25 protein-coding genes and 2 pseudogenes are annotated in these 24,688 nt (G+C 70.0%); 18 read left to right on the top strand and 9 right to left on the bottom strand.

The features are described 5' to 3' along the window. Positions 1 to 117: 117 nt before the first annotated feature. The 4 genes from ADL25_RS35235 to ADL25_RS35220 all read left to right on the top strand — a co-directional run bounded on the left by ADL25_RS35235 (position 118) and on the right by ADL25_RS35220 (position 3,521). A complete protein-coding gene (locus ADL25_RS35235) occupies positions 118 to 549 on the top strand; it encodes a hypothetical protein (protein ID WP_147318094.1) in 432 nt (143 codons plus the stop codon). Beyond that, positions 536 to 2,650 carry a SpoIIE family protein phosphatase gene (locus ADL25_RS35230; RefSeq protein ID WP_234381167.1) on the top strand — a complete coding sequence of 705 codons (2,115 nt, stop codon included), beginning with the start codon at positions 536 to 538 and terminating at the stop codon, positions 2,648 to 2,650. Before ADL25_RS35235 ends, ADL25_RS35230 begins: the two co-directional genes overlap by 14 nt. A gap of 263 nt (positions 2,651 to 2,913) precedes the next feature. Beyond that, positions 2,914 to 3,150 (top strand): plasmid mobilization protein, encoded by a 237-nt coding sequence (locus ADL25_RS35225; protein WP_059131976.1) that lies wholly within the window; start codon positions 2,914 to 2,916, stop codon positions 3,148 to 3,150. Continuing rightward, positions 3,147 to 3,521: a hypothetical protein gene (locus ADL25_RS35220; RefSeq protein WP_059131975.1), complete on the top strand. Its 375-nt coding sequence runs from the start codon at positions 3,147 to 3,149 to the stop codon at positions 3,519 to 3,521. Before ADL25_RS35225 ends, ADL25_RS35220 begins: the two co-directional genes overlap by 4 nt. A gap of 139 nt (positions 3,522 to 3,660) precedes the next feature. Here the strand turns inward: ADL25_RS35220 and ADL25_RS35215 are convergent, their stop codons facing one another. Continuing rightward, the gene (locus ADL25_RS35215) at positions 3,661 to 4,209 is read right to left on the bottom strand and encodes a hypothetical protein (protein ID WP_059131974.1); all 549 of its coding nucleotides are present in this window, start codon (positions 4,207 to 4,209) and stop codon (positions 3,661 to 3,663) included. Positions 4,210 to 4,381: 172 nt separating this feature from the next. Between ADL25_RS35215 and ADL25_RS35210 the strand changes: the two genes are divergently transcribed. Beyond that, positions 4,382 to 4,732 (top strand): hypothetical protein, encoded by a 351-nt coding sequence (locus ADL25_RS35210; RefSeq protein WP_059131973.1) that lies wholly within the window; start codon positions 4,382 to 4,384, stop codon positions 4,730 to 4,732. 654 nt (positions 4,733 to 5,386) lie between these two features. Here ADL25_RS35210 and ADL25_RS35205 read toward each other — a convergent pair. Further along, positions 5,387 to 5,932, bottom strand: a complete 546-nt coding sequence (locus tag ADL25_RS35205) for a TetR/AcrR family transcriptional regulator (RefSeq protein ID WP_059131972.1) — start codon at positions 5,930 to 5,932, stop codon at positions 5,387 to 5,389. A 189-nt stretch (positions 5,933 to 6,121) separates the two neighbouring features. Here ADL25_RS35205 and ADL25_RS35200 point away from each other — a divergent pair, with 189 nt between their 5' ends. The 4 genes from ADL25_RS35200 to ADL25_RS35185 all read left to right on the top strand — a co-directional run bounded on the left by ADL25_RS35200 (position 6,122) and on the right by ADL25_RS35185 (position 9,485). Then, complete coding sequence (locus ADL25_RS35200; protein ID WP_059131971.1) at positions 6,122 to 6,913, top strand: SDR family NAD(P)-dependent oxidoreductase; 792 nt, start codon at positions 6,122 to 6,124, stop codon at positions 6,911 to 6,913. A gap of 82 nt (positions 6,914 to 6,995) precedes the next feature. After that, complete coding sequence (locus tag ADL25_RS35195) at positions 6,996 to 7,901, top strand: amidohydrolase family protein (protein ID WP_079050778.1); 906 nt, start codon at positions 6,996 to 6,998, stop codon at positions 7,899 to 7,901. Positions 7,902 to 7,933: 32 nt separating this feature from the next. After that, entirely contained in the window at positions 7,934 to 8,539 is a 606-nt protein-coding gene (locus tag ADL25_RS35190) for a nitroreductase family protein (RefSeq protein ID WP_059131969.1), read from the top strand. Positions 8,540 to 8,702: 163 nt separating this feature from the next. Further along, entirely contained in the window at positions 8,703 to 9,485 is a 783-nt protein-coding gene (locus ADL25_RS35185; RefSeq protein ID WP_059131968.1) for an SDR family NAD(P)-dependent oxidoreductase, read from the top strand. A 46-nt stretch (positions 9,486 to 9,531) separates the two neighbouring features. Here the strand turns inward: ADL25_RS35185 and ADL25_RS35180 are convergent. The 3 genes and pseudogenes from ADL25_RS35180 to ADL25_RS35170 form a co-directional block, all read right to left on the bottom strand. Further along, a pseudogene (locus ADL25_RS35180) lies at positions 9,532 to 10,098 on the bottom strand (ATP-binding cassette domain-containing protein); the annotation flags it as partial. Between the two features lie 82 nt (positions 10,099 to 10,180). After that, the gene (locus ADL25_RS35175; protein ID WP_059131967.1) at positions 10,181 to 11,815 is read right to left on the bottom strand and encodes an ABC-F family ATP-binding cassette domain-containing protein; all 1,635 of its coding nucleotides are present in this window, start codon (positions 11,813 to 11,815) and stop codon (positions 10,181 to 10,183) included. A gap of 522 nt (positions 11,816 to 12,337) precedes the next feature. After that, a complete protein-coding gene (locus ADL25_RS35170; RefSeq protein ID WP_059131966.1) occupies positions 12,338 to 13,321 on the bottom strand; it encodes a quinone oxidoreductase family protein in 984 nt (327 codons plus the stop codon). A 185-nt stretch (positions 13,322 to 13,506) separates the two neighbouring features. Here ADL25_RS35170 and ADL25_RS35165 point away from each other — a divergent pair, with 185 nt between their 5' ends. After that, positions 13,507 to 14,136, top strand: coding sequence for a TetR/AcrR family transcriptional regulator (locus tag ADL25_RS35165; RefSeq protein WP_059131965.1), 630 nt, complete (start codon positions 13,507 to 13,509; stop codon positions 14,134 to 14,136). A gap of 118 nt (positions 14,137 to 14,254) precedes the next feature. Here ADL25_RS35165 and ADL25_RS35160 read toward each other — a convergent pair whose 3' ends face one another. Next, positions 14,255 to 15,202, bottom strand: coding sequence for an oxidoreductase (locus tag ADL25_RS35160; protein ID WP_059131964.1), 948 nt, complete (start codon positions 15,200 to 15,202; stop codon positions 14,255 to 14,257). Between the two features lie 95 nt (positions 15,203 to 15,297). On the opposite strand from ADL25_RS35160, the gene ADL25_RS35155 reads away from it, so the two are divergent. Both ADL25_RS35155 and ADL25_RS35150 read left to right on the top strand, forming a co-directional pair. After that, entirely contained in the window at positions 15,298 to 15,909 is a 612-nt protein-coding gene (locus ADL25_RS35155; protein ID WP_059131963.1) for a TetR/AcrR family transcriptional regulator, read from the top strand. 25 nt (positions 15,910 to 15,934) lie between these two features. Continuing rightward, complete coding sequence (locus ADL25_RS35150) at positions 15,935 to 16,336, top strand: PPOX class F420-dependent oxidoreductase (protein WP_059131962.1); 402 nt, start codon at positions 15,935 to 15,937, stop codon at positions 16,334 to 16,336. Between the two features lie 437 nt (positions 16,337 to 16,773). Here the strand turns inward: ADL25_RS35150 and ADL25_RS46940 are convergent, their stop codons facing one another. Beyond that, the gene (locus ADL25_RS46940) at positions 16,774 to 17,010 is read right to left on the bottom strand and encodes a hypothetical protein (protein ID WP_059131961.1); all 237 of its coding nucleotides are present in this window, start codon (positions 17,008 to 17,010) and stop codon (positions 16,774 to 16,776) included. A 949-nt stretch (positions 17,011 to 17,959) separates the two neighbouring features. Here ADL25_RS46940 and ADL25_RS35140 point away from each other — a divergent pair. The 5 genes and pseudogenes from ADL25_RS35140 to ADL25_RS35125 all read left to right on the top strand — a co-directional run bounded on the left by ADL25_RS35140 (position 17,960) and on the right by ADL25_RS35125 (position 22,811). Then, positions 17,960 to 18,661 carry a hypothetical protein gene (locus tag ADL25_RS35140; protein ID WP_059131960.1) on the top strand — a complete coding sequence of 234 codons (702 nt, stop codon included), beginning with the start codon at positions 17,960 to 17,962 and terminating at the stop codon, positions 18,659 to 18,661. A gap of 1,119 nt (positions 18,662 to 19,780) precedes the next feature. Further along, positions 19,781 to 20,134, top strand: coding sequence for a hypothetical protein (locus ADL25_RS51020; RefSeq protein ID WP_234381166.1), 354 nt, complete (start codon positions 19,781 to 19,783; stop codon positions 20,132 to 20,134). A 438-nt stretch (positions 20,135 to 20,572) separates the two neighbouring features. Beyond that, positions 20,573 to 20,847 (top strand): annotated as a pseudogene (locus ADL25_RS51015) (DUF1778 domain-containing protein); the annotation flags it as partial. Next, complete coding sequence (locus tag ADL25_RS35130; protein ID WP_059131959.1) at positions 20,847 to 21,230, top strand: hypothetical protein; 384 nt, start codon at positions 20,847 to 20,849, stop codon at positions 21,228 to 21,230. The pseudogene ADL25_RS51015 and the gene ADL25_RS35130, both read left to right, overlap by 1 nt. A gap of 402 nt (positions 21,231 to 21,632) precedes the next feature. Further along, positions 21,633 to 22,811 carry an MFS transporter gene (locus ADL25_RS35125; protein ID WP_063805796.1) on the top strand — a complete coding sequence of 393 codons (1,179 nt, stop codon included), beginning with the start codon at positions 21,633 to 21,635 and terminating at the stop codon, positions 22,809 to 22,811. A gap of 148 nt (positions 22,812 to 22,959) precedes the next feature. Here the strand turns inward: ADL25_RS35125 and ADL25_RS49335 are convergent, their stop codons facing one another. Together ADL25_RS49335 and ADL25_RS35120 are read right to left on the bottom strand one after the other, a co-directional pair. Further along, positions 22,960 to 23,115, bottom strand: a complete 156-nt coding sequence (locus ADL25_RS49335; protein WP_159045072.1) for a hypothetical protein — start codon at positions 23,113 to 23,115, stop codon at positions 22,960 to 22,962. 99 nt (positions 23,116 to 23,214) lie between these two features. Next, positions 23,215 to 23,436 carry a hypothetical protein gene (locus tag ADL25_RS35120; RefSeq protein ID WP_059131958.1) on the bottom strand — a complete coding sequence of 74 codons (222 nt, stop codon included), beginning with the start codon at positions 23,434 to 23,436 and terminating at the stop codon, positions 23,215 to 23,217. Between the two features lie 217 nt (positions 23,437 to 23,653). Here ADL25_RS35120 and ADL25_RS35115 point away from each other — a divergent pair, with 217 nt between their 5' ends. Beyond that, on the top strand, positions 23,654 to 24,670 hold the full coding sequence (locus ADL25_RS35115) for a DNA-directed RNA polymerase subunit alpha (RefSeq protein WP_059131957.1): 1,017 nt from the start codon (positions 23,654 to 23,656) through the stop codon (positions 24,668 to 24,670). Positions 24,671 to 24,688: the final 18 nt, after the last annotated feature.

The following is a 24,688-nucleotide window of genomic DNA, read 5'->3' as shown; positions in this document are numbered from 1 at the left end:
TGCGGCGGGGACCGGCCGACCAGAGCCCGGGCCGTCGCTCCGGCGCCGGCGGCCGGGCAGCGACAGCGCCCACCAGGTGCGGGTGCCGTCACCCCCCAACGGGCGTAGTGTCCGTTTATGGGTGACGTGCGGTGTGCCTGGTGCGGTGGATCGCTGCCCGGGGTGGCACGGCCCGGGCGCCGGTACTGCGGGCCGGCGCACCGGCAGGCGGCCTGGCGGGCGCGGCGCCGGTGGCAGAGCGGCGCACAGGCCCGGGCGGCGATGGCCGCGGCGGGTGCGGATCTGCTGCTGCAGGTGCAGCTGGCGGCGGAGCGGGCGGGCCAGGACGATCCCGCGGGCTGCTGCAGTGCCGCGGTGGCCCGGGTCCCGGAGCTGTCGGAGCAGTTGGTGCTGCTGGCCGTGGCCGCGGACCGGCGGGCCGGGGCGAGCTGGGCCGAGATCGGGGCGCACCTGGGCCTCAGCGCCGAGGCGGCCCGGGGACGTTTCGCACGCCGGGCCCGCCCCTCGCCCTGGGTGCGGCAGAGGGGTGAGCGCGGTGCGCCGGCATGAGCAGGGCCGTGTGACGGCGCTGGGGCGGCTGGCCGGCCTGTTCCGCCGTCTGGTGCAGGACACGGACACGGCGGTCGGCATGGTGTATGTGCTGTCGCCGCAGGACCAACTCCTGCATCTGGCGCTCCTGTCCGGGCTTCCCCGCAGGCTTGCCGCTCCGTGGGTGCGGATGGAGGTGGGCGATGCGGTGCCGGTGGCCGAGGCCATACGCGAGCGGCGCCTCATCTGGCTGAGCAGCCCGAAGGAGATGGCCCGCCGCTATCCGCGGATCGGTCTCATCGCCCCCTACGAGGTCCTGGTGGCGGCCGCGCCGCTGGAATGGGACGACACGGTGCACGGCGGGGTCTGCCTGCTGTGGCCGGCATGGCACCCCCCGCAGCTGAGCGACCGCGAGACAAAGGCGCTGGAGGTGTTTCGCCGACGGGCGGGACACCTGCTGGGACAGGCCGCCGGGCGCGGCCGCCCGCTGCTGCCCCGGGCGGAGCCCGTGGTGCTGTCCGCGCAGCGCCCCCGCCAGCCGCGCCGGGCCGAGGCACTGGCCGCCTACGACTTCGCCGAGCGGCTGCCCGTGGGCTGCTGCTCCCTGGACCTGGAGGGAAGGGTCACTTTCCTCAACACCACCGCAGCCGAACTCCTCGGTGTCGGCGCCGCCGATCTGCTGGGCTCGCGCCCCTGGGAACGGCTGCTGTGGCTGGGCGACCCCGCCCTGGAGGACCAGTACCGGGCCGCGGTGATGAGCAAGCAGCCCACCGCCTTCACCGTGCTCAACCCCCCGGACCAGTGGCTGTCGTTCCAGCTGTGCCCCGCGGCCGACGGCATCAGCGTCAACATCACCCCGCTCCCGCGCGAACAGGCCGCCGCCGAGGCCGAACCGTGCCGCACCGCCCCGGCAGGCCCGCTCGGGGCGTCGGCGCTGTATCACCTCATGTATCTGGCCGCGACGTTGACCCAGGCGGTGAGCGTCCAGGACGTGGTCGACCAGGTCGCCGACCAGCTCGTCCCCGCTTTCGAAGCCCAAGGACTCGTCCTCATGGCAGCCGGGGACGGACGGCTGCGCATCCTCGGCTCACGCGGCTACGACACCGCATTCCTGGAACGCTTCGAGGGCGATTCCCTGGCCTCCGCCACCCCGCCCGCACAGGCCATCCGCACCCAGACGCCCGCCTTCTTCACCAGCTTCACCGACTTCCAGCGCGCCTATCCCGAAGCGCCCCGCTACAAGGACCGCGACGCCTGGGCCTTTTTGCCGCTGATCACCTCCGGTCGCGCCGTCGGTCTTCTCGTCCTGTCCTACGACCGGCCCCGCCCCTTCCCCGTCGCAGAGCGCACCGTGCTCGCCTCCCTGGCCGGACTGATCGCCCAGGCCCTGGACCGGGCCCGCATCTACGACGCCCAGCACCACCTCGCCCGCACCCTGCAGACCGGCCTGCTCCCGCAGGAACTGCCCGACATCCCCGGCCTCGAGGTCGCCGCCCGCTACCTGCCCGCCGGCCACGGCATGGACATCGGCGGCGACTTCTACGAACTCATCCACTGCACCCCCACCACCGCGGCCGCCGTCATCGGCGACGTCCAGGGCCACAACGTGCAGGCCGCCGCCCTCATGGGCCAGGTCCGCACCGCCGTCCACGCCCACGCCGCCACCGGCATCTCCCCCAGCGACGTCCTGGCCCGCACCAACCGCCTGCTGACCGACCTCAATCCGGGGCTGTTCACCAGCTGCCTCTACGCCCACATCGACCTGGACCGCCGCCGGGCGAGCCTGGCCACCGCCGGACACCCCCCACCCCTGATCCGGCACCCCGACGGCCGCACCGAAACCCTCCCCATGACCCCCGGCCTCCTGCTCGGCATCACCCCGGACACCGACTACCCCACCACCACCATCCCCCTTCCCCCCGGCACCCTCCTCGTCCTCTACACCGACGGACTGGTCGAAAACCCCGGCACCGACATCGACGACACCACCACCGACCTGGCACACCACCTCACCCGAGCCGGCCACCACGACGTCGACACACTCGCCGACACACTCCTCGAACACGCCACCCACACCGTCCCCTGCACCGACGACATCGCCCTCCTGCTCATCCAGACCTAAGGGTCCTTCAGGGCAGCAAACGGTTCGGCGCCTATGGTTCCCCCTGCGTACGGTGTTCATCAGTCGGTGGCCGGGATCCTGCGGCAGCTCGTCACGCACCGCATCCGCGCTCACACGCGGCTGCAGGCCTTCGCGCCCATAGCCGGAAACGGAAGACCAGTCGCGTTGGAGAAGATTCGGCGTGCGCTCCGGGTGCTGCGTCGCCGTCCGTGATGGACGCCAAGCCGGTTGTAGCGCTTTGTACAGGCCGCTACGCTGTTCGTATGAAGCAGATCAACGTGCGAGTGGACGACGAGGTCCACGCCGGGATCGAAGCCCGGGCCGCGGCCGCGGGTATGACCGTGCAGGCTTACGCCAAGCAGGTGCTCGCCGACGAGGCCAACGACGTCAGGCACCGCTTCCTCACCGCCGGGGCACACTTCGTCGATGAATTCGCCGAATCCTTCGCCGAGGAGTTCGCAAGCCCGAGCACCGGCCGCGGGCCGGCGGATGCCGCGTGATCGTTCGCATTGACCGGGCCTGGCTGCTGGACCTCGCTCACCGACACCTTCCCGGCGATCCAGACGTCACCGACTTCGGAACGCTGGCTGCCGCGGCCGCGCGGCACGCCGACGAGGTCATGCAAACCCCCGTGTACACCGAGGCACGCCACCGCGCGGCCGCGCTCATGCATCAGCTCATCCGGTGCCCCGCGCTGGAGCACTCGAACGCTCTGTTCGGGGCGGTCGTCGCAGCTTCGTACCTGACGGTGAGCGGCGTCATCGTGGACGTGCAGCCCAAGCAAGCCGCCGCCCTCGCGGCCCGTATCAGTCGCGACGCGCTGGACGTGCGGGTGATCGCCGACGAGATCAGGGAATGGATCGCTAGCTGACCTCGGCTACGGACGTCACTGTCGTCGCGCCCCCAGGTCCATCGGGCAACTGGCGTGGCGGCAATCACAGCGCGCGCTCCCTCCTCTACACAGCGACGAAAGCCACTCGGGCCTGTCCCCTTCGATGCGTATCCGGGCCTCACCCTCCACTACCTCCCGTTGAGCCGGCGTGCCCGCTGCGCCGCAGGGACTCCCCTCCCCACAGATCGTCGCGAAAGGCGTTCCGCACAGCCCATTCCGCGTCCTCGAATTGTTCGAGCAATCGATCCATCGCCGCATCCCGCGAGGGCAGGTAAAGACGTCTGCGATCGGTGACACGTGAGTGCACGGCGTAGGCGCAGTTCACCAGCTTCAGCATGGCATCCATCACGGGATCTGCAGCGATGCGCATCGTAAGCGTTGCTGCGACGTTGGCGAGATCCACGTATAGAGCGCGCACCTCGTTTGAGTAGTCCCCAGAGACCTCCGCCCTCACCGCAGCATGGCCCACGCGAGCACGAAAGCGAAACATGGCACGGACGAAGTTGGCATAGTCCTCGCTGCGAAGCTGCCAGTCCGCCTGTTTTCGTTGAGCCTCCGCGGTCTTCGCTACCTGCCGGAGCGCTGCCCAGCCGGCGATGCACCCAACTACGAGCGCACAGAGCGCGCCAACCGCCGCGGCGTACAGCGCTGCCTGTGTCTCCGTCACGATCTGATGGTGGCAGGGGGAACACGGTGGTACATCAGAGAACGGGACCTTGGGGCTGGGAAAGGTCGCCCTCCGGCCCCTCGCTGAGGAGCTCTCTTACGTATCACTTGGCGGGGGTTCGATCTCAGGGCCTGCTGGCGCCGGCGAGGCCGATGCCTGCGACGATGCGCTTGTGAGTTATGACCTTGCGGTGTGGGATGGCGACCGTCCACTCGACAATCACCAAGCGGGCTTGACCTACGACGAGCTCTACGAGCGTTACCTGGAGTCGGACGATGTCGTCGTGCCTCCGGCGCCGCGCATCGTGGCGTATGTGGAAGCGCTCGTCGCGCGATATCCGGACGACGTCGGTCGCAGTGTCGTATGGGCGTCCCCGCCGGTCATCGAGGAGGCTTCGGGCCCGATCGTGTACCTGCTCATGTCCTATGGCAAGGCGGAGGAAGTGTCCGAGTACGCTGCTGCGCTGGCTCGCGAGCACGGACTCATCTGCTTCGATCCGCAGGGAGAATGCCTCCGGCCGTGATCTGCTTGTCGTTCAGCGGGCCGGCCAGAGGAAGATGCCCGCGATGAGGAGGCCGGCGCGGCAGGGGCCTGCGTGATCCGACAGTTCGTCCTCCAAGCCCCGGCCCCGTCATTGCGAAGGCACTCGGCTATCACGACAAGACCACCACCCGCCTGGTCACCGAGGCCGGTGGAACCTGGAGCCGATACGCCACCGGCGGCCACTGAGGAGTGTGTCGCCCCGATGGGGCCACGTGTCTGTCTGCCTTCGACGGCTACCACGGGTTCATCTGGGCCGAGTTCCTTGACCGCTGGCTCTGGTAGTTGCCCGCGGCCGCCACGATCCCCAAGCGATCACTCACCGTGCCCAGCGCGTCCAGAAAGGGTTTTAGAAGCTGTTGCTCTATCGCTCGTGGTGAGCGTGGGTTCGAGTGCGGCTTCCCGGTCGGGTGATCTTCGGTCGCCGTGTGCATGAGGACAGGGCCTCCGGTGCAACTCGGGGTTGTCGAGAGCGGCGTGCTGTGGAACTCCGCGAAGGCCGTCACGACCTGAGCCTGCCCCGCAGCCGGCCGATGGCCAGGCTGCGGCCCTGTGCGAACCCGTTCCACGCGTCGTCAGGGCACCGGTCGGCTTCGCCGGATGGTCAGAGGCCGTCCGCGGCGGCAGTGGTTCGTCGTCAGCAGCGCAGGCCGTCCACGACGACGGCGAGCATCCGCTGCGGGCGGTCGGCCGTGGTGGGGACTTGCTCGTTGACGAGGACGATGCCGTGCACGACGAGCAGCAGGTCTCCGAGGTCGATTCCCTGCCGCACTTGTCCGGCGGCCTGGGCGCGCGCCAGCAGTTCCGCTCCGGCTTGCTTCATCTGGTGACAGCTGGTGTTGACGTCCGTGCCTTCCTGCAACTTCGCGCTCATGACGCTGGCCGCCAGGCCACGCCCGCACGCGCCGCTTTCCAGGTGTGAGTGCAGCCAGGCAATGAAGGCTTCGAACGGATCCGCCGCTTCGAGCAGTGTGACGGCCTCGTCACGCAGGCTGTCGGCGATTCGCAGGAAGACCGCCTCCAGGAGGTTCTGCCGCTCGGGAAAGTGCCGGTAGAGGGTCGCGATGCTGACTCCGGCGCGGCGCGCGATCTCCTCCAGCGACGCGTCCGCCCCGTACTCGTCGAAGGCATCGTCGGCCACGTCCAGGAGTTTGTCGTAGTTGCGCCGGGCGTCGGCGCGCATCCGCCGGGCAGCGGGGGGCGTCCCCGTCTCGCTCCGCATGTCAGTGGACCTCCTCTGTGGTCTCCGTTTGCAATCGTAGGCATCCTACGCTTACAGTCAAACGTAGGGAGTCTACGTTTATCTCTGTGCTGATCGACCGCACGTTTTCCCTGGTCAAGGCTCCGACACCTCGATACCTGGAAGTCAGTCATGCCACGAAACTCTCTGCGGGGACAGGTCGCCCTTGTCACCGGGGCCGGATCAGGAATCGGCCGCGGCTGCGCCCTGGGCCTGGCCGCGGCTGGCGCGACCGTCGCCGTTACCGACCTCGACCCGGACACCGCGCGGCGGACCCACGAGTTGATCGCCGAGCAGGGCGGCTCGTCCGCCCCCTACACCCTTGACGTCGCCGAGGACGGTGCCTGGGAGGCGGTACTCCAGGACGTGCGTGCCAGGTTCGGGTCGGTGACCGTGCTCGTCAACAACGCCGCGCTGAAGGCGTCGGTCGCCGGGGACGGAGGCCTGCTCGACACCTCGGTGCCCGTGTGGGACCGCGTCTTCGCGGTGAACCTGCGCGGCCCGATGCTGGGTGCCCGTCGGGTCCTGCCCGACATGCTGGAAGCGGGAACCGGCTCGATCATCATGATGACCTCGACGTCGGCGCTCCGCAGCGTCGCCGGCTTCGCCACCGCCTACTCCTCAGCGAAGGCGGGGATGATCGGCCTGACCCGCATGATCGCGGCGACCTACGGCACCCAGGGCGTGCGCTGCAACGCGATCGCTCCCGGCGTGATCATGGTCGGCGACGACACGGCCAGCCAGGAAGCCTTCCGCGAGTCCAGCGGCGGCCTCACCCAGCGGCCCGGACGCCCCGCCGACATCGCCTCCACCACCGTCTTCCTCGCCAGCGAAGCCGGCGAGTACATCAACGGACAGGTCCTCGTCGTCGACGGCGGCCTCACCACCCACATGCCCGGACTGTCCAAGGCAGCCCGCGCCTGACATCCGCTGGCCCCGAACAGGCGCATCGGCACTCCGGTGCCCCCTCGCAGCGGAATCAGCCCATCACCCCAGCGCATCGCTCATGGAGCTTCCTTTGAACATCCTGGACGGCCAGCTTCACGCGAACCAGATCGGCCCGCACTGGCAGACAGTCGACCTTGAAACGACCCTCAACGCCACCATCGTCGCCATGGACGCCGTCGGCGTCCACGGAGCCGTACTGGATGAGTTCACCGGCCTTGACGAGAATCACCACATGCTCCCGGGGGGCTACCACGCCCACGGCGCGTGGCGCCCGGAACGGCCCTTCTCCGAACTCGCCGCGGCCATCTACCCCGACCGGTTCGTCTGGCTGACCCGCGTCGACCCCCACGACCCCGACCTCACGCAACTCGTCGCCGGTGTGCGGGCGAAGCCGGGCTGTGCCGGCATCCGCGTGCACGCCGGCTTCGACGGGGGAGTCTGGCGGGACCCGTCCTTCCTCAGCGGTGGTTACGACGACCTGTTCGCCGCCTGCCAGGACCACCAGGTGCCCGTGTTCATCATGATCACCCCGCGCCTTGACACCCTCGAGCCGTATCTGAAGCGCTTCCCGGAACTGCCGTTCATCGTCGACCACATCGGCATCAGCTGGCCGGCGATCGACGCCTCCCCGACCGAGCGGTACGCCCGCCTCGACCCGGTCCGCGCCCTGTCGCAGTACGGCAACGCCTACCTCAAGTGGTCGCACGTCGAGCGGCTCGCCGCCGACCCGTACCCGTACCCCGACCTGATGCCGCACTTCCGCAGGGTCGTCGACGACTTCGGCCCCGAACGGATCCTGTGGGCGAGCGACCACACGCAAGCGGTCAAGGACGGCCTCTCGCCGCACCCCGCTCCCTACTCGCACAGCCTGCACTACCTCCGCGACTCCGACGCCTTCTCCGCGGCCGAGAAGGAGTGGTTGCTCGGCAGGACCGTCGCCACCGTCCTGAACTGGCAGCGCTGACCCGGCAACGAAGACGGCCCAGGAGTGTGACCATGGATTTCAAAGACGTAGTACGCAGGCGGAAGATGGTCCGGTCGTTCACCGATGAGCCCGTCCCCGCGGAGGTGGTGCGGCGTATCCTGGACACCGCGCGCCGCGGGCCGAGCGCGGGCTTCAGCCAAGGCGTCGAGTTCGTCGTCGTGATCGACCACGAGACCCGTCAGAAGATCGCAGAACCGGCGCAGCAGACTGTGGACGTTTCGGGACACCACAATTTCATTGCCCAAGCTCCCGTGCACGTGGTGGTCTGCGTCAGCCCGGAGGTGTACCGGTCGCGCTACCGGGAGCCCGACAAGATGACGGTCGTCGCGGAGATCGACGAGGAAGCGCTGTGGGTGGTTCCGTACTGGCACACCGACGCGGGCGCCGCGATGCTGCTCCTGATGATGGCAGCGGTGGACGAGGGAATAGCCGCAGCCTTTGTGGGCGGAGAAGCCGATCTGCTGCACGAGCTCCTGGCGATCCCGCAGGAATACATACCCATAGGCATCGCCCTGCTCGGGCACGCCGCCCCGGACGCAGGACAATTCGGCGACGTGAGCGCCCGCCGGATGACCCGTCGCCCGTATCACGATGTCGTCCACGAGGGGCGCTGGTAGAGGCACGGGGCCTCGGCGTGCTCGGCAAGTCCCTCCTGGCCGGTGAGGCCGGACTCTCGACGCCAGCCCGCGGGACATCGGTCGGCACGGAACCGCCTGCCCGCATCGCTCACCCCTCCCCGAAGCATCAAGAAATCCCCCGGAACCGCTCAAGGACAATCGCATGGATCTCCAACTCGCAGGCAAAGTCGTCATTGTGACCGGTGCTTCGGCCGGCATCGGAGGGGCCACCGCCCGCCTGCTCACCGAAGAGGGCGCGGTCGTCGTCGGTGTCTCTCGCCGTGTCGCCGAGGATGCCGTCGGAAAGGAGGGCATGTCCCTCGTCGCCGACCTCACTGACGCCACCGCCGCCGCGCGCGTCGTCAAGGCGGTCGTGGAGCGGTACGGACGCATCGACGGACTGGTCAACAACGCCGGGGCAGTCGACCTACGCCGAGGCTTCCTGGACGTCGCTGAGGAACAGTGGCTGGCTGCTTTCCAGCTCAACTTCCACGCCGCGCGCCGGATGAGCCAAGCCGCGCTGCCCGCCCTGCTCGAAGGCGACGGGGGCAGCATCGTCCACGTGACCAGCGACTCCGCCCGGATGGCCGCCCCGTACAACCCCGACTACGCCGCGGCGAAACTGGCCACCGTGTCCCTGTCCAAGTCACTGGCCGCAGAGTTCACTCCTCAAGGCGTGCGCTCCAATGTCGTTGCCCCCGGTCCCACCCGCACCGAACTGTTCGAGCGCCCGGGCGGCTTCGGCGACCAGGTCGCCGCGAGCCTCGGCACCGACCTGGACAACGCGATCGACCAGCTCGTCACCACGGTGCGTCCCCTCATGACCCGTCGCATCGGCACCCCCGGGGACGTCTCCCAGGTCATCGCCTACCTCGTGTCACCGCTCTCAGGACAGGTCACCGGCGCCGAATGGGCCGTCGACGGCGGGGCCCTGTACCAGATATGAGCTCGTCGCCAGGCCCATCCAGGGCCGGTCGCGCCCGCATGGACCTGTCCAGCAGCAGCGCGGGGGGCCGCCGGATGAGCAGCGCGGCCAGGGCCAGCCGGCCGCGCTGCCCGCCGGACAGCGAGCGAAGGCTCCGGTCGTGTTCCAGGGCGCCCAGGCCGAGGCCGTCCAGGACCAGCGCGGCGCGGCGGTCGGCGTCCCAGGACTGCCGGTCCTGGGTCCCTTCCAGGCGTCGGCCGTAGGTGTCGAGGAGTTCGGTGTGAGCGGGGTCGTCCTCGGGGAGATGGGCCAGTTCCTCGCCGAGCCGGTCCAGTTCGGTGAGGTCCTCGCGGGCTTCGTGCAGTGCCTCCTCCAGTACGGCGGCGAGCGTGGCGTCCGCGTCGAACGGCATCTGCTGGTGGAGGAAGCCGAGGTCGCGGGGGCGGGTGACGCTTCCCGCGTCGGGTTCGTCGACGCCGGCGAGCAGCCGCAGCAGGGTGGACTTGCCGACGCCGTTCTCCCCGATCAGGCCGATGCGGTGGCCGGGTGAGGCGGTGAGGCAGACGCCGTCGAGGACGCGGCGTCCGCCCAGAGTGCGGACGAGGTCGTGGGCGGACAGAGCGGGCTGGGGCACGGGGGTAGCGTCCCTTTCGTGATCGGTTCTCGGCCCGCCGGGCGCACGGCCTCGGGCGCGGGCCACGTCACACGTCGGCGGCTCACACCGTCGGTGCCCCCGTCTGCGTCAGCGCCCCGCCGGCCAGCCGCAGCCAGCGGCTGATCCCGATCTCGGCGAGGAACCGCTCGTCGTGGCTGACCACCATGAAGGCGCCCCGGTAGGAGTTGAGGGCGCTCTCCAACTGGCCCGCGCTGACCAGGTCGAGGTTGTTGGTGGGCTCGTCGAGCAGCAGCAGATGCGGGGCCGGCTCCGCGCACAGCACACAGGCCAGGGTGGCGCGCAGCCGCTCTCCGCCGGAGAGCACACCGACGGGCAGATGGGCCCGCGCGCCCCGGAAGAGGAACCGGGCGAGCAGGTTCATCCGCTGCGCCTCGGGCCGCTCGGGCGCGAACGCGGCGAAGTTCTCCGCGACGGTGCGGTCCAGGTCCAGCAGGTCCAGGCGCTGCGACAGGTAGGCGATCCTTGCGTCGTTGCGTTTGATCTGCCCAGCCGTTGGGGCGAGAGCGCCGGTGACCAGCCGCATCAACGTGGTCTTGCCGGCGCCGTTGGGCCCGGTCAGCGCGATGCGCTCGGGGCCCCGGATGCTCAGATCGACGCCGGCGGCCGCGAACACGTCCCTCTCGCCGAGGCGGACCTGCATGCCCTGGCCGAGGAACAGGTTGCGGCCGGCGGGCACGTGGGTGTCGGGCAGCTCCAGCGTGAGCCGCTGCTCCTCGCGCACGGCCCGCCCGGCCTCGTCCAGGCGGGCCTTGGCATCGCTGACCCGCGCGGCGTGCATCGTGCCGGAGCGGCCCGCGGCCTCCTGCGCGCCGCGCTTCATGGTGCCGGCGAAGATCTTCGGCAGGCCGGCGTTCTTCAGGTTCCTCGCGGCGTTGCTCGCCCGGCGCTCGGCGCGCTCACGGGCCTGCTGCAACTCCCGCTTCTCCCGCTTCCATTCCTGCTCGGCGTTGCGGACGTTCTTCTCGGCGACCTCCTGCTCGGCGCGCACGGCCTCCTCGTACTCGGTGAAGCTGCCCCCGTACAGGCGTAGTTCGTCGCTGCCGAGTTCGGCGATGCGTTCCATACGCTCCAGCAGCGCGCGGTCGTGGCTGACCAGGAGCAGACAGCCGCCGAAGTCCGACAGCACGTCATAGAGCTGGTGCCGGGCTTTCAGGTCGAGGTTGTTGGTCGGCTCGTCGAGCAGGAGGACGTCGGGACGCTTGAGCAACTGGGCGGCCAGGCCGAGGGAGATCACCTGGCCGCCGCTGAGCGTGCTCAGGCTGCGGTCCAAGGCGAGGTCGGCCAGGCCCAGACGGTCGAGCTGGGCGCGGGTGCGCTCCTCGATGTCCCAGTCGTCACCGATGACGGCGAAGTGCTGCTCGTCGACGTCCCCCGACTCCACGGCGTCCAGGGCACGGATCACCGCGGCGACGCCGAGCACCTCGGCGACGGTGAGATCACCGGTCAGGGGCAGGGCCTGCGGGAGGTGGCCGAGCGTACCGGTCACCGACACCGAGCCGCCGGCGGGCTTCAACTCCCCCGCGATCAGCCTGAGCAGGGTGGTTTTCCCGGAGCCGTTGGGCGCGACCAGGCCCGTACGGCCGGGGGTCAGGGAGAAGGACAGGTCGTTAAAGACGGGGGTGTCGTCGGGCCAGGCGAAGGAGACGTTCGAGCAGACGACGGCGGCGTCGGACATGGAAGTGACCTCGAAGGTACGAAAGGGCAGAGCGTAGACCTCTGCCCTGGGCAGACGTGGAAGAAAAAAGGGGGGGTACGACAAGGCGGACCACCTCGGCAGCGCTTCCAAAGCGCCGGCCGGTGGCCGTCAGATCCGGATCTCACCCGGAGATGTCGTCGTCACCCACCACGTCTATGACTCCTCGATGTACGTCCTGGGTCGCCCACCAGCATAGCGACCCGTTCTCATCTCCCCTCACCCCATCGCCCCTTCCCGTGATCGCCATCGGTAGTTCCGCCGCCGGCTCGCCTGAACCGCGGTTGACGGGACCGACCACCGCAGCGGCACCACGCAAGGAACGTGCATGCCTTAAGCGCACCGGCCGAACGAGGCGACCTTTCGAAAGCCGCCCGGCCGCAAGGCGGTGCGGACGACAGTGCTGCCCCGCGAACGAAGGACGGCCGCAGTTGGATGAGGTGCTGTTCTCTCTTGGTGGAAGGTGTGTGGGGGGAGCAGACGAACCGTGTGCCGGGCGCGCGGTCACAGGCTGAGCAGTACGCGGCCGAAGGGCCCTTTCTCGATGAGGTGGCGCTGGGCCTGGGCGGCCTGTTCCAGCGGGAAGACGCGGTCGACGAGTGGGGTGATCTCCTTGCGGGCGACCAGGTCAAGGAGCTTGGCGTTGGCCGCGTTGACCTGCTCCTGGGTAAACAGGGCGAAGAGGAAGCCGTGGACATGGGCCGCCTTCCAGATCAGGTCGGTGACGTTGATGTCGGCCTGTATGCCGGCGGAGTAGCCGATGCTGATCAGGGTGCCGCCCCAGGCGAGCGCGCCCAGGGCCTGCCCGGTGATCGGCCCGGCCACACCGTCGAGGACGACGTCGACGCCCTTGCCGTCGGTGAGCCGGGCGACTGCGTCGCGCAGCGATTCGCGGCTGAGGTCGATGACCTCGTATCCGGCTGCCCGGCTCCGCTCGGCCTTGGCCGTGGACGTGGCGGTGGTGATCGCCAGCGATGCGCCCAGGTGCCGGGCGATCTCCACGCCGGCCTGGCCGACCGCACCGCCGCTTCCGGGGGCGAGCACGGTGCCGCCCGGTCGGAAGCCGGCCAGCTCGGTGAGCGCGAGGTAGGCGGTCAGGTAGCCGGCACCCGTGGACAGCGCCGCGGCGGCGGTGTCGTCGATGCCGTCCGGGAGGGCCAGCAGGTGGGCCGGATCGACGGCGACGTACTCGGCCCAGGTACCGTCCGCGGCGACGCCGTAACGGCCGCCGCTGATCATGACCCGGGTGCCCGCCGCCAGACCGCTCTCACCGGGCTCTTCGACCGTCCCCACGCCGGTGCCTCCCGGGGTGATCGGGAAGGGTTTGACCGCGCTCAGCTTGCCGGTGCGCACGGTGTCGTCCAAGGGCTGGATGCCCGCCAGGGTCAGCCGGACCAGGGCCTGCCCGCTCCGGGTCTCGGGCCTGGGTACGTCCACCGGGTGCAGGACGTCGTAGTCGCCGAACCGGTGGTACTGGATTGCTCGCATCGTCGTGGCCTTCCGCGGTGTCTGTTCGTAAAGACGCGATGCACTTGCGTGCGGCGCACTCGGGGTCGAAGTGCGGCGTTGCCATCACGTCGAGGGACATGACCCCACCCAAGTAAAGCGATCGCTTTACGTGGAAGCTAGTGCATCCCCGCGACGAAGTAAAGCGATTGCTATACTTGCCCGGCATGAGGACAGGGACCGCAGTCGGCACCCGGCAACGGGGGGGCCGGGGGGCGCGCGAGCGCATCCTGCGGGCAGCCGCGAAGCTCTTTTACGAAGAGGGCATCCACGCCACCGGCATCGCCCGCCTGGTCGAGACCGCCGAGGTCTCCACGCGCACCTTCTACCAGCACTTCCCCACCAAGAACGCGCTGGTGGAGGAATACCTGCGCACCTACGAGGCCCAAATGGCCCGGCGCATCGAACAGAACCTGAACCGCGAGGGACTCTCCCCCCAGGAGCAGTTGCTGTCGCTGTTCACCATGCTCGCCGAGGCGACCTCGGGACCCTCGGGGCGCATGACGAACCGCGGCTGCCCGCTCCACAACGCCGCCGTCGAAGCCGCAGGGCACATGACGGACGTGCACGAACTGGTCCACCACCACAAGAGCGGCATCACCGAGCAGCTCACCGCCATCGCCGCCCGTGCCGGTGCCGCCGACCCGGACCGACTGGGCCGGCAGCTGAACGTCCTCCTCGAAGGCGCCACCGCCCTCCAGACCTCCCTCGACAGCCCCTGCCCCCGCCACGACGCCCTCGAGGCCGCCCGCACACTGATCGCACACGCGCTGCCCCCGGCACCGCCCGCCACCTGACCCCCGCTCAGGGCCGCCACCTGCCGGCGGACCGTCTTCGGGCCTACCCGGGACGGGGCCGGGTGCGGCAAAGCCGCCCGCGTCAGCGTCCACCGGCAGGCGACAGGCAGGCGCACTCCTACACCGGGAAGCGCACCCCGGTCAGCTCCTGCGAGATCTGCCACAGCCGATGCTGGGCCGCCTCGTCGCGGGACTGCGCGTTCGACGTCACCGCCCTGGGGTGCCCCTTGCTCTGCAGGAAGCCGCCGGGGCCGTAGTACTGTCCGCCCTCGACCGCCGGGTCGCTCGCCGCACGCAGGACCGGCCACGCGCCGCGGTCGGGGCTCTGGATCAGCAGCGGCCGCACCAGGCCGGCGAACAGGGCCCGCCCGAGCCGGCCGCGGTCGGCGGTGGTGCGCCGCGACCCCGCGGTGTCGGCGCCGCCGGGATGAGCGGCCACCGCGATGGTGGCGGCGCGCCCCGCGAGCCGCCGCTGCAACGCGTAGGTGAACATCACATTGGCCCGCTTGGAGTGCGCGTAGGCCGCGGTTCGACGGTAGGGGCGCGCAGTCCAGTTGACGTCGCTCAGGTCCATGGGGCCGCCTTGGCGGTGCCCCATGCTGCTGACGGTCACGATCCGGGATCCCGGCACGCCGAGCATCCGCTCGAGCAGGAGCCCGGTCAGGGCGAAGTGACCGAGATGGTTGACGCCGAGGTGCAGCTCGAATCCGTCGGCCGTGCGCCGGAGCTGCTTGGCGTACATGACCCCGGCGTTGTTGATCAGCAGGTCGATGCGCAAGCCGGCTCCGCCGAGGGCCTCGGCCGCGGCGCGTACGGACCGCAGGGAAGACAAGTCCAGGCTCTGCACGGTGATCCGGGCTCCGGGAACGGCCGCGGCTATCCGCTCCTTGGCCTGTGCGCCCTTGACGGTGTCCCGCACCGCCAGCACGACGTGCGCACCCCGCCGCGCCAGCACCAGCGCGGTCTCGAAACCGATGCCGGTGTTGGCACCGGTGATCACAGCGGTCCTACCGCTCTGGTCGGGGACCTGCTGGGCGGTCCATCGCTCAGGGGCGGATCGGGACATGGCTCCTCCAAACGGGCCGACCGGACGCAGGACCGGACGGCCACCCTGTGGTGAATGGTATTCACCTTGTGGTGAACAGTGTTAACCTAGGGGGTGTGACAGTCAAACGACGCCCCAGCGGGCAGCACCACGGAGACCTGCGCAACGCCCTCGAGCAGGCCGCCCTCGCCCTCGTGAAGGAGCGCGGGCCGCACGGATTCACGCTCGCCGAGGCGTGCCGCCGGGCAGGAGTCAGCGTGTCGGCTCCGTACAAGCACTTCGCCGACCGCGAGGCCCTGCTGGCGTCACTGGCCCTTAAGGGCTACGAGGAGCAGTACCGCCGCTACCGGACGGCGGTCGCCGCCGGCACGGACGTGGCCGAGCAGCTGGCCGCCTTCGCCGCCGCGTACGTGAGGTTCGCGGCCGAGGAACGCGCCCTGTTCGACATCACCTTCCTGGCGGGACTCGACAAGAGCCGCCACCCCGAACTCGCCGCGGCCGGCAAGAACCTCTTCGACATGCTGGTCCCCATCGCCGGCCGGGTCACCCCCGACCAGGACACGGCACTCGATCTGCTCACACGCATCGCGGCCGCGGCACACGGCCTGGCCCTGTTCTTGCAGCAGGGCATGCTCCCCGCCGGCCGCGACCACCTGGCGCAGGCCACACACCAGGCGGCCCACTGCGCCCGCGCCCTCGTGGCCCAGCAGACCCACGCCGCCGGCTGACCCCGAAGCCGTCAAGGAGAGCGCCGTGCCCACCCCGTACGCCGGCTACGAGCACACCGTTCAGCGCATCGCCCACGGCAGGTACATGAGCCTGACCACGTTCCGCGCAGACGGGCGTGCAGTGGCCACCCCGGTCGGCTGCCTCGTGGCAGGCGCCACGCTCTACGTCCTGACCCCGCCCGGCACCGGCAAGGTCAAGCGGATCCGCAACAACAGCCGGGTCACCATCGCCCCGTGCAGCATGCACGGGACCCTCCCGCCCCACGCGCCCATCGCGCAGGCCAGGGCCCGGCTCCTCGACGAGGAACAGACCCCGCGCGTGCAGGACCTGATGGCGCGCCGATTCACCGTCTTCCGCCTCCTGCGCCTGACCGACCGGCTCCTGCGCCGGCGGCGCCCGCTCCTGGCCATCGCCGTGACCGCATGACGGGTTAGCGCGCGCAGGGGGCGCGGGCCGGATCCGCAGCGCCGTCTCCGCGCCGACATCCGCGCCAGGGCTTCACACCCACACGCCACCTTCCCTGACCACGCCGCCCGCACCGTCCCCTGCACCGATGGCATCGCACTCCTGCTTGTCCGCACCTGGGCAGTTTCATTTGGGTCAGCCGGTCGTTGTGCGGGTGTGCCGTTGACTCACGCGCCATGGGCGCGGATCGAGCCGCTCCTTTCGAACCGGACACCCAAGCGCGTGGCCGCCGGTGGGAGCACCGGAAGGTGTTCGGCGCGGTCGCCTTGGGTGCGCAACAGCGGGGCCCGACCGCCACCCGTTGGACAGCCGCTGCGAGAGGACAGCGGCCGTCCACGTGGCCGGACTGCGCAGCGCGGGCATGGCTCCGCACCGCCCGGTGGCGCGAACGAAACCGTCTAGATGTGGATGAGGATCTGCCGCACGGGATGTCCGAGCGCGTCCGCGACACGGGCCAGTTCCTCGCCGGTCAGCCAGGCCCGGTTCGGATACAGCACCTCGATCCTGAAGCGCGCGAACCCCATCGGCCAGTCGTACACCAGGTCGTTGAGCGACGTCTGGACCTCGCAGCAGGGCACCGCCACGAGGAGCGTCGAGAAGCCCTCGTCACAGCGTGCCGAGACGGCCTCGGCCACCAGTGGGAGGTGAACTGCGCAGCGCAGTGCGGGCAGGAGATCTTCTGAAGGCTCGCACCGCAGACGACCACCTCGACGCCGTCGTGCCATGTGGCTTTTAGACCACGGCGGGCGTCGTCGTCGGGAAGCATCCCGGACAGCACGACAGCGGCATGATCCGCCGCATCCCTACGGGGCTGCCAGTACGGATCCGTCGCAATCACCGTCAGGTAGTTGTCACTCACAGCCCGCCCACCGCACCCTCCACGTCCCGCTCCCCTCCACCGACCCGGCGAATCTATCCGGCCACGGCACCGGATTCCTTCCCTGGTCCGCCACCGACCCCCCCACACGAAACCGCCTGGGCCCGGCCGCGACCCCCGCGTGCGCCCGCACCGCCCGTGACCACACCCTCCCCCGGCCGGACACGGCCGCGCACCACACACCGTCACACACCCACCGGGCAGGACACCTTCCGCCGACGGCCGTTGTCATATGCCGCGGCCGCGGGCCGCCGTACCACTCAAGGGGTACATGTGCGCCCCGATTCACTCCCGTGCCCACAGGGACGTCCGCGCCCCTGCGTGCGGGCATTCTCCCGCCGCAGGCACCGGGTGGGCGGGCCGCCCGGCAGCCACTCATATCCCGCACACAGGGCACCACCAGCGACAACACCGGCTAAAGTGCGGTGGCAGCTCCTCTACGCATGCGCGCCGACTCAACCCTCACCACGCGCCGGACGCCCGTCGCGTGCCCGGCACCTGAAGCTCAACTCGAGCCACAGGTGTCACTCAAGTGAAACAACAGGCTCTACTCACCCGTACTATCTCTCATCCGGGCTGTTCGCAGCAGTTACTACCGCTGACCTTTGGGCAGCAGCCCCGAAACACACAAGCGCAGGGCTCACGTTTGCGTCCGCGCCCCATCAGGACCGGCTCATGCGGCCGGCACAACGGAAAGGCCCCACACCATGTCGCAGAGCACCACTGCCGCCACCGGACTGTCATCGCAGTACGCCGCGCAGGTCACCAGCGACCTCGAGCGCAACGTCAAGGAGCAGGAGCGCATCAGCACGGACATCGCCGCGCTGCAGCAGGAGTTGGCCTCCCTGCAGACCGACCACTCCGTGCTGGTCAACGTGCAGCAGGCGCTGGGCATCACATCGGCCCCCGTCCAGGGCGCGGCTACGCCGGAGGCCACCACCGTGCCCGCCCCCCGCGAGAAGACCTCCACCGAGCCCGGTGCCGGCAAGCGGGCACGGGCCAAGAAGACCACCGACGCCCCGGCCACGGACAAGAAGCCGGCCGCAGCCAAGTCCGCACCCAAGCCTGCGGCCAAGTCCGCGCCCAAGACCGCCGCCAAGTCCGCACCCAAGACCGCGGGCAAGGCGGAGACCGCGAAGGCGGCCCTGCCCACCCTGGTCGAGCTCATCCGCCGGCACCTGAGCGAGCAGAGCGAACCGCGCTCCGCCGCCGAGGTGACCACCGCGCTCGACCAGGCCCACCCCGAGCGCGGCATCAAGACCACCGTCGTGCGCACCACCCTGGAAAACCTCGTGGCCCGCACCCAGGCCCACCGCACCAAGCAGGGCAGCTCCGTCTACTACACCGCCCCCACCGAGCAGGACACCGCACCCAAGACGGACCAGGCGCAGACCGAAGAGTCGAAGTAACCCGCGCACCGGGCGGCATGCTGCCGCTTCGGCGGCAGCCTGCCCGACCGCACCCACCAACTCGGACACCGCGCATCGGACGTCTGCAACGCCGTGCATCGCACGCCGGCCGGTAGGTGCCCGTCGTGCCCGTCGTGGACGCCTCCACTGCCCGGCAGCCTGCAAAAACCGTCTCCGGCCGGCAGTTGCAGCGCCGCCGATGCACCCGCACCGCGGCGGCCCTGTGCCGGCATGAAGACCGTCAGGTGCCGACCTCCCGCTGCACCGTCCAAGACACCGACACCGACACCGACCGACAACGTCGCTTCTTTTCTTTCCAGCACGTTCCGCCGGTACCACAAGCGCTTTCGCGGCACGCGCAATCCGTTCGCGCTCCGCACACGGCCGTTCCGCGGGTGCGGCGGCAAAGCCGAGACTCATGGCCATGAAGCTTCTCCTGCTCGGTGGATCGGTGTTCGCCGGGCGGGCCTTCGCCGCGCAGGGGCTGCGCCGCGGCTGGGAGGTGACCGTCTTCAACCCGGGCCGGACCCAGGCCGACCTGCCCGGCGTGCACGCCCTGCACGGAGACCGGACCGACCAGGCGGATCTCGCCGCCCTGGCCGCGGCCGGGCCCAACGACGCCGTTGTCGACGTCTGCGGGTACGTGCCTCGCGAAGTAGCGAAGTCGGCTGCCGCGCCGGCCGAACACGCAGACGCCTACCTGTTCGTCTCCACCATCAACATCTATCCCCACTTCCCCGCCCTGCCGACCGACGAGTCCTCCCCCCGCCACGGTGGCACCGCCGATGCCGGGCCGGAAGGCGGCGACCACGGCCGGCTCAAGGACCGCTGCGAGAAAGCGGTCCACCGCGCCTTCCCCGGAAGGGTCGTGGTGCTCCAACCAGGCCTGATCGTCAGGCCGCACGACCGCGCCCGGCGCACCACAGCCTGGCTGCGCCGCGCGGCACGCGGCGGCCCGATGGCCGTCCCCGGCACCGGCGGACCGGCCACTGCGGGTCATCGACGTACGCGACCCCGCCGCCTTCGCCCTCAACCTGCTGACCGGCGCACCGAAGGACGACATCGAGGACTACCCGGTACCCGGCGCACCGGACAACGCAAGCTCGGGCGACTACCTGGATGCCTGCGTCACCGGCCACCGCAGGCCGGCCCGAACTCGTCTACATCGATGACCAGATCTTCCCCGACCACGACGTCGAACCGTGGACGGAGCTTCCGCTCTGGTTGCCACCAGGCCCCCAACCCGCGGCCGCCCGGGCCACGTCGTGCGCGAAGACACCGGCCGCCGGCCCGCACCGCCGCCCGGTCACGGACTCCATACACGACACGGCCACCTGGCCGTTCGCACCCCGCAGCGAACAGGAAACCTTCGAAGACGACCGGCACTTCAGCGCATCGACGCCGTTCCTGTCGACCGAGAAAGAACAAACAATCCTCACCGCCCACACAGCCAAACAGCCTCAAACCAAGTGAACGCCCTTACGGCTGCCCTCGTTCGGGCCCGCGGTGCCGCACCGGGGACGGCCATCGAGACACGGCGCAAGCGCCGGGCGTGCTGCCCCACTGCCTCCAACCCCGCGTGGCCTTACCGCCACCTCACCACCCGAGCAACTCCGCGACGATCAAGACCACCCTCGCACCCACCACCCTGGAGAACCTCGCGGCCGCACCCAGGCCCACCGCACCGAGCAGGGCAGCTCCGCCCACGACACCGCCCCCACCGAGCAGGACACCGCACCCAAGGACGGACGAGGCACAGGCCGAAGAGCCGCAGTAACCCTCGCACCGGTCGGACGCTCGCGCCGGCCCCGATCTTGTTCGTGGCCGGCTCCCGGACGCAAGACGGCTGAACCTCAAGGCTCAAACACTGGTACCACTGGCGGCATTGGTGGCATGTCGGATGTCAAGGCCATGAACCTGCGCGTCCCCGACCCCGAGCAGCGGGCGGCCATCGCCGCGGCCGCGAAGCAGGAGGGGGTCAGCATGCAGGAGTACATCCTCTCCGCCGCCTACGCGCGGGCGACCGCCGACGAGCAGCGGTTCCTGGAAGGTTCAAGGAGTCCAAGGCCCGCAGCGGCGCGGCCTTCGCCGCTGAACCCAGCAGCATGGATCCCAGCGAGGAACAGCGAGCAGCCGAGCAGCAGGCACGCCAGGAGATCGAGAGCCACGGGCAAGGGCACGCCGCGTGGCCAAGCCCGGCCCCCACCCGCTCGACGTCGCGTTCCTGCTGCACGCTGCCGAACTCCTGGACGGTGACCCCCAGGTCGACGACCACGGCCCGCTCTACGCCGCCCTCGCCCGGGTCAACGCCCGGGCGAGGGAACGCGACATCCACGCTTCCCCGTACCTCAAGGCAGCCGCGCTGCTGCAGACTCTGGCGAAACTGCCACCTCTGGAGCACTCAGGCGAGGCCTTCGCCTGGCACGCCACACAGGCCTACCTGATCCTCAACGAGCACCCGATCGCGTATCCGCCCACAGCAGCCGTCGTACTCGTGCGGGACGCCACTTCCGGGGTCCTCGGAGTGGCTCGGATCACCCAGCAGTTACGCGCCTGGGCCGCCAACTGACCGTCCTCGAAGGAATGCGGTAACCAGAGGAACACACTTCCGGATTGCTGTCGCCCGCCCGGGCCACCGGCCTACGGCTGCTCGACATCATAGAAGGCCCCGGTCCATGCCGTGATGGACACCGCCCGCCCCCGCGGCGAGAATAGCCGCCCACCGAACATCGAGACGTCTGCCCGGTGACGGAGTCGGTGCGGGGCGCGTGTCCCCTCTCCACGCCAGCACTGGACGGTTCCAGGCGGCGACACGGGTCGCTACATTCGGGCACCGACGAACCGGGCGGGCCGTCCCACCGGGCAGCGAAAAGGACTCGCCCTGCCCACGGCGAACTACCGCCCGCCGCTACGGACCCCGGGCGCCGCCGCCTTCTTCCTGCCTGCATCACTCGGACGCGTCGGCGGCGCGATGACCGGCCTCAGCCTCGTCTGGCTCGTGCACAGCCACACCGGCAGCTTCCTCACGGCCGGCCAGGTCAGCGCAGCGTTCGCGGTCGCCGAAGCACTCGCAGCACCGCAACTGGCCCGCCTCACGGACCGGTTCGGGCAGAGCCGCATCCTGCCGCCCGCACTGCTCGCCCACGCCCTCACCGTCGCCGCCCTCGTGTGCCTGGTCACCGCCAGCCCCCGCAACGCGCTGCCGGCCCTGGGCGGTGCGCTGGTCGGCGCCGGCGTCCCCCAACTCGGCGCGATGTCCGCCACCCGCTGGGCGGCACTGCTGCGCCCCAACCGGGCAGCGGAACTGCCCACCGCTTTCGCGCTGGAGTCCCTCAGCAACACGGCCGCCTACCTCGTAGGACCCGCGACGGTCAGCGCACTCGCCGCGGCCGGACACCCCGTGGCCGGCACGACGGTGGCCGTCTCCTTGTCCGTGGCCGGCAGCCTGCTCCTCGCCGCTGCCCGCGGCAGCGCGCCCGCACCGGCCGCCCGCAGCACCCCGCACGCCACGAGCCGCTCGCTGCAGCACGGCGCCCTCTTCATCCTGATCGGCCTTAATCTCGCCATCGGGGTCTACTTCGGAGCCCTGCAGGTATCGGTGACCGCGTTCGTGGTGGAGCACCACGCACCGGGCACCGCCGCCCCGATCCTCGCCGTCTCCACCTGCAGCGGCCTGCTGACCGGACGGCTGTACGGGCTGCGCCGGCGGCGTGCCACACCAGCGATGCAACTCCCGATCGCGACCGGCGCCTTGATGCTCGCCACCTGGCTACTGCTCACCGCCGGCTCACCGCTTCAGCTCGGCTGGATGGCAGTCCTGACCGGCGCCACGATCCCACCCCTTGTGGCGCTCTTCTCCCAGCTCACCGAGTCGACCGCCCACCCATCCGTCCTGACCCAGGCATTCTCCTGGCCCGGCTCCGCCAGCGCGGCAGCCTCCGCCAGTGCGGCAGCCGCCTCCGGCTGGGCGATCGACACACTCGGCCCACGCGGCAGCTTCGCGCTCACCGCCACGGCCGCCACCACGACGACCCTCCACAGCCTCACCGGCCTACGCGTTTTTCTGCACCCGCCGACCAGCCGGCCGACACCACCAAAGCCGGCACCGCATGACCGACGAGCACCCCGGACACGCAACCACAGCCGGTGACCGACCCGCACGCCCGACCCGACGGCTGACGCCCGACGTCCGACGGCTTCTGGATCGATCCGCAGAAGGCCGCATCCCTCACCGCACCGCCGCGCAACAGCCCACACCCACCCGGCCGTCGAACCCGCCGCCACGGCCGCGGGACAGCTCAGGCCGCCTCGGGCCGCCCGGCGTGCAGGCCCGCGGCGGGCCCGTGCACGTCCTCGAACGGGAAGGTGTCGTCCTCTTCGTAGTCCGGGGCCTGGAAGGGGTTCGTCGCCGCGGGCGGCGGCACAGCGGTGGAGCAGCGCGGTTGCTCTTCCACAGCGGAGAACAGCGACGTCAGGTCGATGAGCGGTCTCTCTTTCGGTACAGGCCCGCCGAAGAAGGGGGGCCTGGCGTGCCGTGACCGGGCACAGCGGTCCTACAGCTTGGTCATCTTGGCGTACGGGCTCACGATCCGCACCTGCTCCGAACCGAAATCCACGAGCGCCGCGGATCCGTCCTCGATACCGATCACCCGGCCGAGACCGTACACGTCGTGGGTGACCTGGTCACCCACGGCGAAGTGCTTGGGAGCCGGTGCGACCGGGGCCTTGAAGGGGCTGGTAGGCAAATGACGCTTAGGGGCAGCAGATTTTGTCATCGCCCCCAGTATGCACCCCCGCAATGTACCGGTGTTGACGCCCCAAGGGCGGCAACAGCCCCCGGTCGCACCCCGCGACGGCACGATCTGGACCCGCGGCCCGGCCGACGCACGGGCGAGTCGGGCGGTTCAGCCGCATCCAAGGCCGAACCGCCCGTACCCTTCATGGTGTCTACGGCGTCACATAGCGGGCGCCAAACCCTGGAGGCAATACCCCGTGCTGATTGCTCAGCGTCCCTCGTTGACCGAAGAGGTCGTCGACGAATTCCGCTCCCGGTTCGTGATCGAGCCACTGGAACCGGGCTTCGGCTACACCCTCGGCAACTCCCTGCGCCGCACCCTGCTGTCGTCGATCCCCGGTGCCGCTGTCACCAGCGTCCGCATCGACGGTGTCCTGCACGAGTTCACCACCGTCCCCGGCGTCAAGCAGGACGTCACCGACCTGATCCTCAACATCAAACAACTGGTCGTCTCCTCGGAGCACGACGAGCCGGTCGTGATGTACCTGCGCAAGCAGGGCCCGGGTCTGGTCACCGCCGCCGACATCGCACCCCCGGCCGGCGTCGAGGTACACAACCCCGACCTCGTCCTCGCCACCCTCAACGGCAAGGGCAAACTGGAGATGGAACTGACCGTGGAACGCGGCCGCGGCTACGTCTCCGCCGTACAGAACAAACAGACCGGACAAGAGATCGGCCGTATCCCCGTCGACTCCATCTACAGCCCCGTCCTCAAAGTCACCTACAAAGTCGAAGCAACCCGCGTCGAACAACGCACCGACTTCGACAAACTCATCGTCGACGTCGAAACCAAACAAGCCATGCGCCCCCGCGACGCCATGGCATCAGCCGGCAAAACCCTGGTCGAACTATTCGGTCTCGCACGCGAGCTCAACATCGAAGCCGAAGGCATCGACATGGGCCCCTCCCCCACCGACGCCGCCCTCGCCGCCGACCTGGCACTCCCGATCGAGGAACTCGAACTCACCGTCCGCTCCTACAACTGCCTCAAACGCGAAGGCGTCCACTCCGTCGGCGAACTCGTCGCACGCTCCGAAGCCGACCTCCTCGACATCCGCAACTTCGGAGCAAAATCCATCGACGAAGTCAAAGCAAAACTGACCGGCCTCGGCCTCGCCCTCAAAGACAGCCCACCCGGATTCGACCCCATCGCCGCCGCCTTCGACGCCGACCACGACACCAACACCGGATTCGCAGAAACCGAACAATACTGACCCAACACACAGGCACCG

Source organism: Streptomyces sp. NRRL F-5122, from assembly GCF_001507435.1.
Classification (GTDB): Bacteria; Actinomycetota; Actinomycetes; order Streptomycetales; family Streptomycetaceae; genus Streptomyces; species Streptomyces lannensis.
Note: the sequence above shows the minus strand (reverse complement) of the source record. Positions and strands in the feature narration are given on the sequence as shown.

Excerpts from the sequence above, each read along its gene's own strand:
- ADL25_RS51020 (WP_234381166.1), top strand. The coding sequence starts at position 19,781 with ATGCCTGCGTCACCGGCCACCGCAGGCCGGCCCGAACTCGTCTACATC.
- ADL25_RS35170 (WP_059131966.1), bottom strand. The coding sequence starts at position 13,321 with ATGCGAGCAATCCAGTACCACCGGTTCGGCGACTACGACGTCCTGCAC.
- ADL25_RS35160 (WP_059131964.1), bottom strand. The coding sequence starts at position 15,202 with ATGTCCCGATCCGCCCCTGAGCGATGGACCGCCCAGCAGGTCCCCGAC.
- ADL25_RS35195 (WP_079050778.1), top strand. The coding sequence starts at position 6,996 with ATGGAGCTTCCTTTGAACATCCTGGACGGCCAGCTTCACGCGAACCAG.
- ADL25_RS35200 (WP_059131971.1), top strand. The coding sequence starts at position 6,122 with ATGCCACGAAACTCTCTGCGGGGACAGGTCGCCCTTGTCACCGGGGCC.
- ADL25_RS35125 (WP_063805796.1), top strand. The coding sequence starts at position 21,633 with ATGACCGGCCTCAGCCTCGTCTGGCTCGTGCACAGCCACACCGGCAGC.
- ADL25_RS35185 (WP_059131968.1), top strand. The coding sequence starts at position 8,703 with ATGGATCTCCAACTCGCAGGCAAAGTCGTCATTGTGACCGGTGCTTCG.
- ADL25_RS35235 (WP_147318094.1), top strand. The coding sequence starts at position 118 with ATGGGTGACGTGCGGTGTGCCTGGTGCGGTGGATCGCTGCCCGGGGTG.
- ADL25_RS35205 (WP_059131972.1), bottom strand. The coding sequence starts at position 5,932 with ATGCGCGCCGACGCCCGGCGCAACTACGACAAACTCCTGGACGTGGCC.
- ADL25_RS35140 (WP_059131960.1), top strand. The coding sequence starts at position 17,960 with ATGTCGCAGAGCACCACTGCCGCCACCGGACTGTCATCGCAGTACGCC.
- ADL25_RS35175 (WP_059131967.1), bottom strand. The coding sequence starts at position 11,815 with ATGTCCGACGCCGCCGTCGTCTGCTCGAACGTCTCCTTCGCCTGGCCC.
- ADL25_RS35225 (WP_059131976.1), top strand. The coding sequence starts at position 2,914 with ATGAAGCAGATCAACGTGCGAGTGGACGACGAGGTCCACGCCGGGATC.
- ADL25_RS35120 (WP_059131958.1), bottom strand. The coding sequence starts at position 23,436 with ATGACAAAATCTGCTGCCCCTAAGCGTCATTTGCCTACCAGCCCCTTC.
- ADL25_RS35165 (WP_059131965.1), top strand. The coding sequence starts at position 13,507 with ATGAGGACAGGGACCGCAGTCGGCACCCGGCAACGGGGGGGCCGGGGG.
- ADL25_RS35190 (WP_059131969.1), top strand. The coding sequence starts at position 7,934 with ATGGATTTCAAAGACGTAGTACGCAGGCGGAAGATGGTCCGGTCGTTC.